This is a genomic window from Bisbaumannia salifodinae (assembly GCF_055388505.1).
In genome coordinates this window covers 4153813-4165723 of record NZ_AP043781.1, presented here as the reverse complement: position 1 = coordinate 4165723, position 11911 = coordinate 4153813, and the positions used below count along the sequence as shown (strand labels likewise).

Annotated in this window: 13 protein-coding genes; 10 read left to right on the top strand and 3 right to left on the bottom strand. The window is 66.2% G+C overall.

Annotated elements, in window-relative coordinates:
* Positions 1 to 61: 61 nt before the first annotated feature.
* Positions 62 to 1030: an MBL fold metallo-hydrolase gene (locus ACZ5EF_RS19490; protein WP_346060910.1), complete on the bottom strand. Its 969-nt coding sequence runs from the start codon at positions 1028 to 1030 to the stop codon at positions 62 to 64.
* Between the two features lie 301 nt (positions 1031 to 1331).
* On the opposite strand from ACZ5EF_RS19490, the gene ACZ5EF_RS19485 reads away from it, so the two are divergent.
* The 6 genes from ACZ5EF_RS19485 to ACZ5EF_RS19460 all read left to right on the top strand — a co-directional run bounded on the left by ACZ5EF_RS19485 (position 1332) and on the right by ACZ5EF_RS19460 (position 6470).
* Positions 1332 to 2381 (top strand): TRAP transporter substrate-binding protein, encoded by a 1050-nt coding sequence (locus ACZ5EF_RS19485; protein ID WP_346060911.1) that lies wholly within the window; start codon positions 1332 to 1334, stop codon positions 2379 to 2381.
* Positions 2382 to 2399: 18 nt separating this feature from the next.
* Positions 2400 to 2561: a hypothetical protein gene (locus ACZ5EF_RS19480; protein WP_346060912.1), complete on the top strand. Its 162-nt coding sequence runs from the start codon at positions 2400 to 2402 to the stop codon at positions 2559 to 2561.
* Positions 2561 to 3037, top strand: coding sequence for a MarR family winged helix-turn-helix transcriptional regulator (locus ACZ5EF_RS19475; RefSeq protein ID WP_346060913.1), 477 nt, complete (start codon positions 2561 to 2563; stop codon positions 3035 to 3037). Before ACZ5EF_RS19480 ends, ACZ5EF_RS19475 begins: the two co-directional genes overlap by 1 nt.
* Positions 3038 to 3534: 497 nt before the next feature.
* Positions 3535 to 4605 (top strand): TRAP transporter substrate-binding protein, encoded by a 1071-nt coding sequence (locus ACZ5EF_RS19470; RefSeq protein ID WP_346060914.1) that lies wholly within the window; start codon positions 3535 to 3537, stop codon positions 4603 to 4605.
* A 12-nt stretch (positions 4606 to 4617) separates the two neighbouring features.
* Positions 4618 to 5178, top strand: coding sequence for a TRAP transporter small permease (locus ACZ5EF_RS19465; RefSeq protein WP_346060915.1), 561 nt, complete (start codon positions 4618 to 4620; stop codon positions 5176 to 5178).
* Positions 5175 to 6470: a TRAP transporter large permease gene (locus ACZ5EF_RS19460; RefSeq protein WP_346060916.1), complete on the top strand. Its 1296-nt coding sequence runs from the start codon at positions 5175 to 5177 to the stop codon at positions 6468 to 6470. The genes ACZ5EF_RS19465 and ACZ5EF_RS19460 overlap by 4 nt, the downstream gene beginning before the upstream one ends.
* 462 nt (positions 6471 to 6932) lie before the next feature.
* Here the strand turns inward: ACZ5EF_RS19460 and ACZ5EF_RS19455 are convergent, their stop codons facing one another.
* Both ACZ5EF_RS19455 and uraD read right to left on the bottom strand, forming a co-directional pair.
* Positions 6933 to 7766: an IclR family transcriptional regulator gene (locus ACZ5EF_RS19455; RefSeq protein ID WP_195860447.1), complete on the bottom strand. Its 834-nt coding sequence runs from the start codon at positions 7764 to 7766 to the stop codon at positions 6933 to 6935.
* Positions 7767 to 7884: 118 nt separating this feature from the next.
* The gene (gene uraD, locus ACZ5EF_RS19450; protein ID WP_346060917.1) at positions 7885 to 8415 is read right to left on the bottom strand and encodes a 2-oxo-4-hydroxy-4-carboxy-5-ureidoimidazoline decarboxylase; all 531 of its coding nucleotides are present in this window, start codon (positions 8413 to 8415) and stop codon (positions 7885 to 7887) included.
* A gap of 202 nt (positions 8416 to 8617) precedes the next feature.
* On the opposite strand from uraD, the gene uraH reads away from it, so the two are divergent.
* From uraH to ACZ5EF_RS19430, 4 genes are all read left to right on the top strand, one after another.
* Complete coding sequence (uraH, locus tag ACZ5EF_RS19445) at positions 8618 to 8971, top strand: hydroxyisourate hydrolase (RefSeq protein ID WP_346060918.1); 354 nt, start codon at positions 8618 to 8620, stop codon at positions 8969 to 8971.
* Between the two features lie 57 nt (positions 8972 to 9028).
* Positions 9029 to 10240 carry a urate hydroxylase PuuD gene (locus ACZ5EF_RS19440; RefSeq protein WP_346060919.1) on the top strand — a complete coding sequence of 404 codons (1212 nt, stop codon included), beginning with the start codon at positions 9029 to 9031 and terminating at the stop codon, positions 10238 to 10240.
* Positions 10241 to 10404: 164 nt separating this feature from the next.
* Positions 10405 to 11127 carry a GntR family transcriptional regulator gene (locus tag ACZ5EF_RS19435; RefSeq protein WP_346061139.1) on the top strand — a complete coding sequence of 241 codons (723 nt, stop codon included), beginning with the start codon at positions 10405 to 10407 and terminating at the stop codon, positions 11125 to 11127.
* A gap of 189 nt (positions 11128 to 11316) precedes the next feature.
* Positions 11317 to 11892 carry a hypothetical protein gene (locus ACZ5EF_RS19430; RefSeq protein ID WP_346060920.1) on the top strand — a complete coding sequence of 192 codons (576 nt, stop codon included), beginning with the start codon at positions 11317 to 11319 and terminating at the stop codon, positions 11890 to 11892.
* Positions 11893 to 11911 lie beyond the last annotated feature (19 nt).

Genomic DNA, 11911 nt, shown 5'->3' with positions numbered 1-11911 from the left:
TCCTCCGACCGCGACCCGTTACCGGGCCGCGGGGGTGTCCTGGGGTCAGCGAGCGCGGGACTTACTGGTTTTCGACCACTTCCTGCAGGGAGTGCCACATCTCCTGGTCGCGCTCGGCGGTCCAGATGCGCGGGTCCGGGTACTCGCCACCGGCCTCGTCATAGCAGCGGGTGATATCGAAGGGCAGGCAGTGATCGAAGATCACCCAGTGGCCGTACTTGGGCTTCATCAGCGCGTAGGTCTCGGCATAGCACTCGGAGAGCGACTTGCCAGCGGCCTTGCCCGCCTTGACGCTGTTGTACATGGTCAGCAGGAAGTCGCGGGTGCCCTCGATGGCTTCACGGCACAGCGCCGGGGTGGTCAGGGCGTCGCCGCGGCCCGGCACCAGCTGCTCGGGCTCCAGGGCCAGCAGCTTGTCGAGGGTGGCCGGCCACTCCTCGTGGTAGGCGTCGCCGCTGTAGGGGGTGGCGCCGTACTCCACCTGGTCGCCGGAGAAGAGCACCTTCTCCTCGGGCAGCCAGACCACGGTGTCGCCCCTGGTGTGACCCTTGCCCAGGTGCATGATGCGCACCTCGCGGCGGCCCATGAAGACGGTCAGCTCGCGTTCGAAGACGATGTTCGGCCAGGTCAGGCCGGGCACCGAGTCGACGCCCTGGAAGAGGCGCGGGAAGCGACCCACCTCGGACTCGTAGTCCTGCTGGCCGCGCTCCTTGATCAGCTCATAGGTGTTGCGGCTGGCATAGATGTTCTCGGCCTCGTAGGCGGAGGCGCCCAGCACCCGTACCGCGTGGTAGTGGCTCATCACCACATGCTTGATGGGCAGGTCGGTGACCTCGCGGATCCGGCGGATCACGTCCTGGGCCATGATCGGCGTGGCCTGGGTGTCCACCACCATGACGCTGTCGTCGCCGATGATGATGCCGGTATTGGGGTCGCCCTCGGCGGTATAGGCATAGAGGCCGTCGGCGAGCCGGGTGAAGCTGACCTGCTTTTCTTCGGTATCGGCGTGGGACGCGAACTTCTTGCTCATGATTCCTCCGCTCGGTCGGGGCCGCAGGGGAACGGCGCCTTGTCGTTGGTGTGCCGGGATAATAGTTTCTATTGAAACTTATTGTCCAGCCGTCTCTGCACCGATTTCCCCATTCAAGGTCCGGTTTGTGCCGTGGGCTTCGGTAAATCAGTCGGTTAATGAATGGCTAGACTTAAGTCTAGTCGATCCTTTACGGGAAAATGGTTGCGCGAGATACCAATATGCGGGCAAGGTGTCGCCGATAACGCATAACAATGATGTCGATGCCGCGAGCGTCGGCCCCACGACGAGGAACTCGACCATGCATCACGCCACCCGCCTGCTGCTGGGCGCCGCCGCCGCCCTCTGCCTGAGCGCTCCGGCCCTGGCCCAGACCACCCTCACCGTCAGCACCTGGGGTGGCCCCAACCACGGCGTCAACACCATCGTCTGGCCCACCTGGAAGGCCTGGATCGAGGAGGCCACCGAGGGTCGTGTGACCCTGGACGTGGTCCACGACATGGGCCCGCCCGCCTCCCAGATGGATATCGTCGCCGACGGCATCGCCGATGCCAGCTGGATCTTCCATGCCCATATGGCCGGCCGCTTCCTGGCCACCCAGTTACCGGAATTCCCCACCTTCGAGGAGTTCTCCTCCGAGGACGCCTCCGCCGCCTACTGGCATACCCACCGGGAACACCTGGCCCAGGCCGATGAGCACCGCGGCGTGGACGTGGTCGCCATGGGGGTGCATGGCCCGGGGCAGGTCTTTACCCGCGACGCCGTGGCCGATCTCGACGACCTGGCGGGCCTGCGGCTGCGGGTCGGCGGCGGGGTGATGAGCGGCCTGGCGGAGGCCCTGGGGGTCACCGGCGTGGCCCTGCCGCCCACCGGCGTCTACGAGGCGGCCTCCCAGGGGGTGGTGGATGGCGCCATGCTGACCCTGGAGAGCCTGCGCAGCTTCCGGGTCGCCGAGGTGGCGCCCCATACCCTGACGGTGGATGGCGGCTTCTATCGCGGCAGTTTCGCCATCGTGGTCAACCCGATGTTCTGGGAGCGGGTCTCCGCCGAGGATCGCCAGGCCATCGAGTCGGTCTCCGGCGAGCATCTCTCGCGGCTGTTCGGTTACATGATGGATGTCTCCGACGAGCGCGGCGTGGCCTTCGGCGAGGAGCAGGGCCAGGTCACCCAGGCCCTGGACGAGGCCGGTATCGCGCGGCTGCAGGAGATCACCGCCGAGCTGATCGCGACCTGGTCGGCGGATGTCGCCGAGCGGGGCATCGAGGCGGAGGTGGCCCTCGAGCACTTCCACGAGCAGCTTGCCCGGGCCGCCGAGGCCGAGGGCATCGCCGCCCGGGTCGTGGCCCACTAAGGGCCGGGAGGCATGATCATGACGCGCATCCCCCTGGCCGCCGTCGGTCGGCTCTTGCAACTGGGTCGACAAGGAGGCGTCGGCATGATCGCGGCACTCCATGGCTACGCGGCGCTGTTGGCCTGGTGTTCCCGGGCATCGTGCCGCTCCTGTCCCGGCTGCCCTATCAAGGAGGCGTGATGGCCCCCGAGACGTCCCGAAAGGTCTCGTCGGACAAGGCGGAGCTGGACCTGCGTCAGTTCCTGCCTTACCGGCTCAATAGCCTGGCGGAGCGCATCAGTCAGGCCCTGGCGCGCCGGTACGAGGCGCGCTATGGGCTCAATGTCTCTCAATGGCGGGTGCTGGCCTGGCTCAGCCATCGCGATGTGCTGACCGCCACGCAGATCCGCGAGGCGACCCAGATGGACAAGGCGCGGGTTTCCCGGGCGGTACAGGCCCTGGTGGAGCGGGGCCTGATCGACCGCACGCCCTGCTCGTCGGATCAGCGCCTGCATTATCTGCGCCTCACCGAGGCCGGGCAGGCGCTGCTGGCGGAACTGGTGCCCCAGGCCCGGGCCTGGGAAGCGGAGCTGGTGGCGACCCTGAGCGCCGGGGAGTATCGCGACCTCTTTAATGCCATGGGCAAGCTGGAACGCCAGCTGGAACGTATCGGCTAGCGATGACGTGATACCGGTGACTTCCTACCTCGATATGTTTCGTGGCTGTTGTGGCTGGGGGCTCGGTCGTTTGAGCTGGCATGGGAGTGGCGGATGAGATAGGGATTGGTCTTCTTTTCTGAAGCCAAGGAAGTGATACGAAAATGATCGCGATAAAAGGCCGATAATTCGATATTTCATCCTGCGTATCGATTCTTGGGCAGTGTGATGGCCTGCAATCCTGTGGTTCTATCAGGGCTGTTTCGAGGGCTGATTCGCCTGCTAATAATCCTATAACCATATGATATTATGGAATATTTTGCCGGTTATACCTATGTCTTATGCGCCATTTGGCGCGCTGCCATTGCGCCGACGGTGGCCGGCCGGCATGGTATGCCTGACGTGTTTCCCATAAATGATGAAAAAATAAAAAAACGTATCACGTTGCGGAGTCGTCCCGCGCCCTATCCAATAACAGCAAACCATGCCGCCGCCCGGTGGCGACGGAGGGAGTGACCATGTACAAGAAAACCGCCAGCCTGATGATCGGCGCCCTGGCCGCCGCATCCCTGAGCACCTCGGCCCTGGCCCAGACCACCATTACCGTTAGCACCTGGGCCGGCCCCAACCATGGCATCAACACCATCGTCTGGCCCACCTGGAAGGCCTGGATCGAGGAGGCCACCGAGGGTCGGGTGACCCTGGACGTGGTTCACGACATGGGCCCGCCCGCCTCCCAGATGGAGATGGTGGCCGACGGCATCGCCGATGCCACCTGGGTCTTCCATGGCTATAACACCGGGCGCTTCGAGCTGACCAAGCTGCCCGAATTCCCCACCTTCGAGGAGTTCTCTTCCGAGGATGCCTCCGCCGCTTACTGGCGCACCCACCAGGAGTACCTGGCCGAGGCCGGCGAGCATCGCGGCGTGGACGTGGTGGCCGCCGGGGTGCATGGCCCGGGCTGGATCTTCAGCCGCGAGCAGTACGAGACCCTGGATGACCTGCGCGGCGAACGCATCCGCGTCGGCGGCGGCGTCATGGGCGATCTCTCCACTGCCCTGGAGCTGACCGGCGTGGCCCTGCCGCCCACCGGCGTCTACGAGGCGGGCTCCCAGGGGGTCATCGACGGCGCCATGCTGGTGCCGGAGGGCCTGCGCAGCTTCCGCGTCGCCGAGGTCTTCCCGCATACCCTCAGGGTGGATGGCGGCTTCTATCGCGGCAGCTTCACCATCGTGGTCAACCCGATGATCTGGGATCGGATCTCCGCCGAGGATCGGGCGGCCATCGAGGCGGTCTCCGGCGAGCGGCTGTCGCGGCTGTTCGGCTATATGTTCGATACCGTGGATGTGCGCGGTGTGGCCTTCGCCGAGGAGCAGGGGCATACCTTCACCGACCTGGGTGACGAGGACCTCGAGACCCTGAGCGGCATCAGCGACACCCTGGTCGAGGCGTGGGCCGAGTCGGTGACCGAGAGTCGTGGCGTCGATGCCCGGGCCGCCATGGCCTACTTCCACGAGCAGCTGGATGCCGCCGCCGAGGAAGACAGCGTGGCTGCCCTGGTGCCCGATAGCATCGTGGCGGCCGAGTAAACGGAGCATATTATGCAGACCCTGGCGAACCGCGCGGCGCGTCTCGGCCTGGTGATGCAGCGAGGCCTGGAGGGGGTGGCGGGTGCCACCCTCTTCGCCCTGATGCTGCTGACCACCGCCGATGTCACCGGCCGCTACTTCTTCAACCACCCCATTCTCGGCACCGTGGAGCTGACCCAGTTGATGCTGGCGGCGGTGGTCTTCCTCTCCCTGCCGGTGGTGTGCTGGCGGGAGGCGCATATCAGCGTCGACCTGCTGGATGCGGTCTTCCCCAAGGGGCTGATCTGGTTCCGCCAGCTGGTGGTCAACGGCGTCTGTAGCGCGGCCCTGTGGGTAATGACCGGTCGGGTCTGGGCGCTGGGCGAGCGGGCCTTCGCCTGGGGCGATGTCACCGAGTTCCTGCGCATTCCCATCGGCTACCTGATTTACCTGATGGCGCTGATGCTGGGCGCCTCGACCCTGCTGCTGGGGCTGCGCGCCCTGGGGTATCTGCTCGAGGGGCTGCGGATCATCGAGCGCGGCGGGCCGCTGAGCCCCGAGCGCGATGGGTCCGATAAGGAGGATTCGGCATGATCGAGGCACTCTATGGCTTCGCGGCGCTGCTGCTGCTGGTCTTCCTGCGCCTGCCGCTGGCCTTCGCCATGGGCCTCGTCGGCTTCGTGGGCTTCTACTACCTCACCGGCAACTGGAACGCCGCCGAGGCGATGGCCGCGCGGCGGGTGGTGGACACCGCCATGAACTATGGCCTGTCGGTGATTCCGCTGTTTATCCTGATGGGCAACTTCGTCTCCCATGCCGGCCTCTCGGACGCCCTGTTCCGGGCCTCCAACGGTTTCCTGGGGCACCGCAAGGGCGGTCAGGCGATGGCCACCATCGTCGCCTGCGGCGGCTTCAGCGCCATCTGCGGCTCGAGCCTGGCCACCGCCGCCACCATGGGGCGGGTGGCCATGCCGCAGATGCGCAAGTACGGCTACCAGGACTCCCTGGCCTCGGCGGCCATCGCCGCCGGCGGCACCCTGGGGATCCTGATTCCGCCCAGCGTGATGCTGGTGATCTACGGCATCCTCACCGAGACCAGCATCCGCGAGCTGTTCGCGGCGGGCTTTATTCCCGGCATCCTGGGCATCGTGCTCTACCTGCTGGCGGTGAAGTGGGTGCTGTGGCGCGACCCCAGCGCCGGGCCGGCGGCGGAGCGGGTGCCCTGGGCGGAGCGGATCAAGGCGCTGAAGAGCGTGGGCAGCACCCTGGCGCTGTTCGTGCTGGTGATCGGCGGCATCTACCTGGGCGTGTTCACCCCCACCGAGGCGGCGGGGATCGGCGCCATGGGCGCCTTCGTGATCGCCCTGCTGCGCCGGGCACTGACGCCGCAGATCGTGATGAACGTGCTGATGGACACGGTGCGCACCACGGCGATGCTCTTCGCGGTGGTGCTGACGGCGCTGATCTTCGCCAACTTCATCAACCGGGCGGGGCTGCCCAACGACCTGCTGGCCTTCGTCAACGGCCTGGAGGTGGCGCCCTTCATGGTGATCCTGGTAATCCTGGCGATCTATGTGCTGCTGGGCTGCGTGTTCGAGAGCATGTCGATGATGCTGCTCACCGTGCCGGTGTTCTTCCCGGTGGTGGCGGGGCTGGGCTTCGACCTGGTGTGGTTCGGCATCCTGGTGGTGATCGTCATCGAGATCAGCCTGATCACGCCGCCGGTGGGGATGAACGTCTTCGTGCTGCGGGCGGTATTGCCGGACGTCTCGACGGGGACCATCTTCCGCGGGGTGACGCCCTTCTGGTTCGCCGGCATGGCACGGGCGCTGCTGGTGCTGGTGTTCCCGGGCATCGTGCTCTTCCTGCCCCAACTGCTCTACTAGCGTCGCTACCGTCCAACAAAAAGGCCGACCCTCGAGAGGGTCGGCCTTTTTGTTGGTTGGGCTGCTCACATCATACCGGTCCGGCGATGAGGCTAAAACGCCTCGGGACTGACCTGTTTGCCGCCGAGTCCTGATGGAGAGGGCGGTGATCTCCCTTCGGGGGCGCTAAGAACGCCTCGGGACTGGGCGGTTTGCCGCCGAGGTCTGATGGAGAGGGCGGTGATCTCCCCTCGGGGGCGCTTAGAACGCCTCGGCACTGGGCTGCTTGCCACCGAGGCTGGATGGAGAGTGCGGTAATCTCCCCGGCGCCAAGGTCAAAACGCCTCGGGGCTGGGCTGCTTGCCGCCGAGGTCTGATGGAGAGGGCGGTAATCTCCCCGGCGCCAAGGTCAAAACGCCTCGGGACTGGGCTGTTTGCCACCGAGGTCTGATGGAGAGGGCGGTAATCTCCCCGGCGCCAAGGTCAAAACGCCTCGGGACTGGGCTGCTTGCCGCCGATCTGCGCGGTAATCTCCCGCGCCGCGCGGCTGACCAGGCCGCCGAGCTCCGCCAGACGCGACTCGGGAATCCGCGCCACCGGGCCGGAGACCGAGATGCCCGCCAGGGCATTGCCCTGCTCGTCGTGGATGGTCGCCGCCACGCAATGCAGGCCGACGGCGTGTTCCTCCCGGTCGCAGGCGTAGCCCTGGCGGCGAATCTCCGCCAGGGCCTCGCGCAGCCGCGCCGGGGTATCGATGGTGCTGGCGGTGACCCGGGGCAGGCCGCGGGCCTGGAGGATGCGCTCCACCTCCTTGTCCGGCAGCCAGGCCAGCAGCGCCTTGCCGACCCCGGAGGCGTGCATGGGGGCCCGGGAGCCGAGGCGGGTGATCATGCGCATCATCTGTGGCGACTCGCTCTGGGCCAGGAACACCGCCATGCCGTCGTCGCGGATGCCCAGGTTGGCGGACTCGCCGCTCTCCTCGGTGAGGCGACGCAGGAAGGGGCGGGCGGTGGCCACGAAGTCGCGGGCCTCGAGGAAGGTGTTGCCGATCTGGAAGGTCTTGACCCCCACCTTCCACAGGCCCAGCTCGGTGTCCTGGGTGATAAAGCCCTGCTGGTGCAGGGCCTGGAGCAGGCGATGGGTGGTGGAGGGGGCCAGGCCGACGATCTGCGCGATATCGGACAGCGCCAGGCCCATGGGGGCGGCGGCCAGCCCCTCGAGGATATTCAGGCCGCGCACCAGCGACTGGCTGTGTCCGCCGCTGCTCTTGCCGCTCCCGGCCGGGCGGCCCACCGTCTTGCGTTTGCTCTCGGTCACGCCTCGCTCTCCGTCACCCAACTGCATTGATCACTGGCGCCTAGGATACACCCTCGACGCCGTCCTGTCGTGGTAACGGAAATCCCTTCCACTAAACCTTTCGGGCGGCACCGTCGGCTTATTGCTGCTCGGCGCGGGCCTGGAGGCGGAACAGGGCGATGCGGTTGATCTGTTCCACCACGGTGCGGCGCTCCTCTTCGGCGCTGTTCTCCAGGCGCTCCTCGAAGGCGGCCAGGATCAGGTGGCGGTTGCTGCCCTTGACGGCCATCACGAAGGGGAAGCCGAAGCGTTCCTTGTAGGCATTGTTGAGGCGCTCGAAGCGGGCCAGCTCCTCGGGGGTGCACTGGTCGAGGCCGGCGCCGGCCTGCTCGCTGGTGGAGTCATCGGTGAGCTCGCCGGCCAGGGCCGCCTTGCCGGCCAGGTCCGGGTGGGCACGCACCACCTCCAGCTGGCGCTCGGGGCTGGCGTCGTCGAGCACCTTGCCCATGGCGGCGGCCAGGCCCTCCGGGGTGTCCTGCTCGGCGCCCAGGCCGGCCTCCCAGGCCAGCTCGGCGACCCAGGGAGAGTGTTCGTAGATCTCGCCGAACTGGGCCACGAAGGTGGCGCGGTCCATGCTGCTGGGACGGGGGTTCAGGGTCTTGTCGCTCATTGTTTTCTCCTTGGGAGGCAGAGGGCCCATAATACGCTACATCTACTGTATACAAAAACTCTTTGAAATGTACTCCATTTGAGGCTAAAACTGTAACCATAGACTTCGGGTCGGTTCCCCGGCGAGAGCACGCTTGTCGAGCCCCGGCCTTTTTCCTTACTCGCGCCGCCCCGCGGTGCCATGACCACAACAGGAGAGACACATGGGACGCGTAACCACCCACGTCTTGGACTCTGCCAAGGGCCGGCCGGGCCACGGTATTCGCATCGAGGTCTTCCGTATCGAAGGCGACGAGCGGGTGCGCATCGGCGAGGCCGTGACCAACGACGATGGCCGCTGTGATGCCCCCATCCTCGAGGGCGATGCCCTAACCGTGGGCGAATATGAGCTGCTTTTCCACGCCGGCGACTACCTGGATCGCGAAGGCGTGCCCGGCCCCAAGCCGCGCTTCCTGGATCGCATCCCGCTGCGCTTCGGCGTCGCCAACGCGGACGAGCACTACCATGTGCCGCTGCTGCTGGCGCCTTACAGCTTCTCCACCTACCGGGGTAGCTGATCCCGATCGGCTCCCCTGAATCGACCTACAACAACCGTACAAAGCGAGCGCTGAGTTATGGACGCGTATCTCCTCGAGTTTGCCAATATGCTGCTGCGATGGCTCCACGTCATCGCGGCGATCGCCTGGATCGGTGAATCGATCTACTTCGTGATGCTGGATAACGGGCTGAAGACGCCCAAGGACGAGGCCTGTCGCAAGAAGGGCGTGTTCGGCGAGATGTGGGCCGTGCACGGTGGCGGCTTCTATCACAACCAGAAGTACGCCACGAGTCCGGAAAAACTGCCCGACGACCTGCACTGGTCGTTCTGGAAGTCCTACACCACCTGGCTGTCGGGCTTCGCGCTCTTCACCCTGCTGTATATGGCCAACCCCAGCTTCTACCTGGTCAACCCGGGCAGCTCCTGGGAGTGGGCCGCCAATATGACCGGCTGGCAGGCCAACGTCATGGCGCTGCTCTTCCTGCTCGGTGGCTGGGTGGTCTACAACGAGCTGTGCAAGCGCATCAGCCCGAACATGGAGCGCGATGGCGTCCTGAGTATCGCCGTGGCGGTGATGATGGTGGTGGTCGCCTACCTGAGCGTGCATATCTTCTCCGGGCGCGCCGCCTTCCTGCTGACCGGCGCGGTGATGGCCACCGCCATGTCCGCCAACGTCTTCTTCTGGATCATCCCGGGCCAGCGGCGCATGGTGAAGGCGCTCAAGGCCGGCGAGACGCCCAATCCCATCGATGGCAAGCGCGGCAAGCAGCGCTCGGTGCATAACACCTACTTCACCCTGCCGGTGGTGCTGCTGATGATCAGCAACCACTACTCCTTCCTCTACGCCCATGAGCTGTCCTGGGTGATCATGACGCTGTTCATCTTCGCCGGCGCCCTGATTCGTCAGTTCTTCGTGCTGATGCACTCCGGCCAGATCAAGCCGGCCTACCCGGCGGCGGGCGTGGTGCTGATCCTGATCAGCGTCTGGGTCGCGGCGCCGAGCAGCGCGCCGGCGGGTGCCACCGACCTGGCCGCGGCCAGCGACGGGCCGAGCGTCACGGAAGTCAGTGGCATCATCAATGAGCGTTGCGTGACCTGCCACTCCCGTGAGCCTAGCCATCCCAGCTTCAACTCGGCCCCGGCGGGGATCACCTATGACAGCGACGAGAACATCCTCAACAGCATCGCCCAGATCAAGCAGGTGGTGGGCAGCAACTACATGCCGCTGGGCAATATGACCCAGATGACCGATGAGGAGCGTGCCGTGATCGCCGACTGGCGCGAGTAAGCGAGCCCGCAGCGAGGGTGGTGCCCCGCACCGCCCCGCCTCGAGAGACGGTGGCCCGCCCTTGGCGGGCCCTGTCGTCTGTGGGGAATAAAAGCGTATACAATGGAAGCTCGATGATGGGCAGTCGATCTGGAGAGTTGCCGACCATGACGGAACACAAACAGATGCCGGCCGCCGCCGGGGAACGTCCCAAGCGGCGCCTGGGCAAGAATGGCGACGGCGCCGAGCGCCACGATGCCATCTATCGTCATATCAGCGATGCCATCATCGAGCACCGCCTCAAGCCCGGCGCGCGGCTGCGCGAGGATGCCCTGGCCGAGGTGTTCGGCGTCAGCCGTACCGGCATCCGCAAGATCCTCCAGCGCCTGGCCCTGGAGCAACTGGTCACCCTGACCCCGCGGCGTGGCGCCAGCGTCACCCGGCCCACCGCCGACGAGGCCAAGGACGTCTTCGATGCCCGCCAGATGGTGGAGTGTGGCCTGATGCCCGAGGTGGCGCGGCGAGTCACCGCCGCCGACCTGCGCGAGCTGCGCGACATGGCCCGCCGCGAACGCGAGGCGCTGCGTTCCGGCGAGCAGAGCGTGGCCATCAAGCTCTCCGCCGCCTTCCACGAGCGCCTGGCGCGGCTCTCCGGCAATGCCACCCTGGCCGAGTTCGTGGGTCGGCTCTGCTCGCGTTCCTCGCTGATCCTGGCGGTCTACGGCAATACCGGCCACCTGGGCTGCGAGTCCCACGACCATGACGACCTGATCCGCTTCCTGGAGGAGGGCAACGGCGAGCGGGCCAAGGCCTTTATGAGCCGCCACCTCAAGGCCATCGAGGCCTCCCTGTCGATCACCGAGGAGGAGGACGAGACCCCGGACCTGCACCAGATCTTCTCCGGCTGAGGCCCCCTTTCTTCCCCCCATGCAATAGGCCCCGGGCAGCGCTGCCCGGGGCCTTTGTCGTTGATCCGCCGGGCCATGGCATGCCAGGGCAAGCCCGGGGGCGCTGAGCCGCGCATTGCCCTCCCATTGCCCTCCCCTCGGGGCGCGCCATACTGAGGTCATGATCGAACCCATCGGCTGGGGGCCGTCGTGACGCGATCGTCAGAAGAGGAGGCGGAGGCGCTCTCCCTGGGCCGGGTCTACGAGGAGTACGTGCGGCTCAGCGAGGTGTGCAACGACTATATCCACCGGTCACTGGGGGATATCCGCCTGTTCGGCTCCATCGGGGCCCTGCTGGCCTGGGATCCCGTGGTGCGCCTGTTCGAGCTGGATGCCCGTCTCGAGCAGCCGGTGACCCCCGTGGGGTTCCTGATCCTGCTGCTGGTGATCGTGCTGGTGATGTTCTTCGATCTGCTCAAGCAGTCGATCTTCTTCTTTCACCTGCGCCGCATGCGCGAGCTGGAGGCGGTACTCAACCGCGCCGCCGGCACGCGCGGGCCACTCTTCCATATCGCCGGCGGCTGGCCGGCCTGGTTCCGGCGCTACCATGCGCCGGCGGCCAACGGGTTCTGGGGCGTCTTCTACCTGCTGGTGCTGGTCTTCCCGTCGATCATCCTCTACCTGCAGGGCTATGCCGGCTGGTTGTTCGTCTACCTGCCGACCGCGCTCCTGCTGCTGGGCTACCATGCCTGGTGTGCCCTGCGGGTACTGCATTCGCTCGACTAGCTGGATATGAAACCATGCC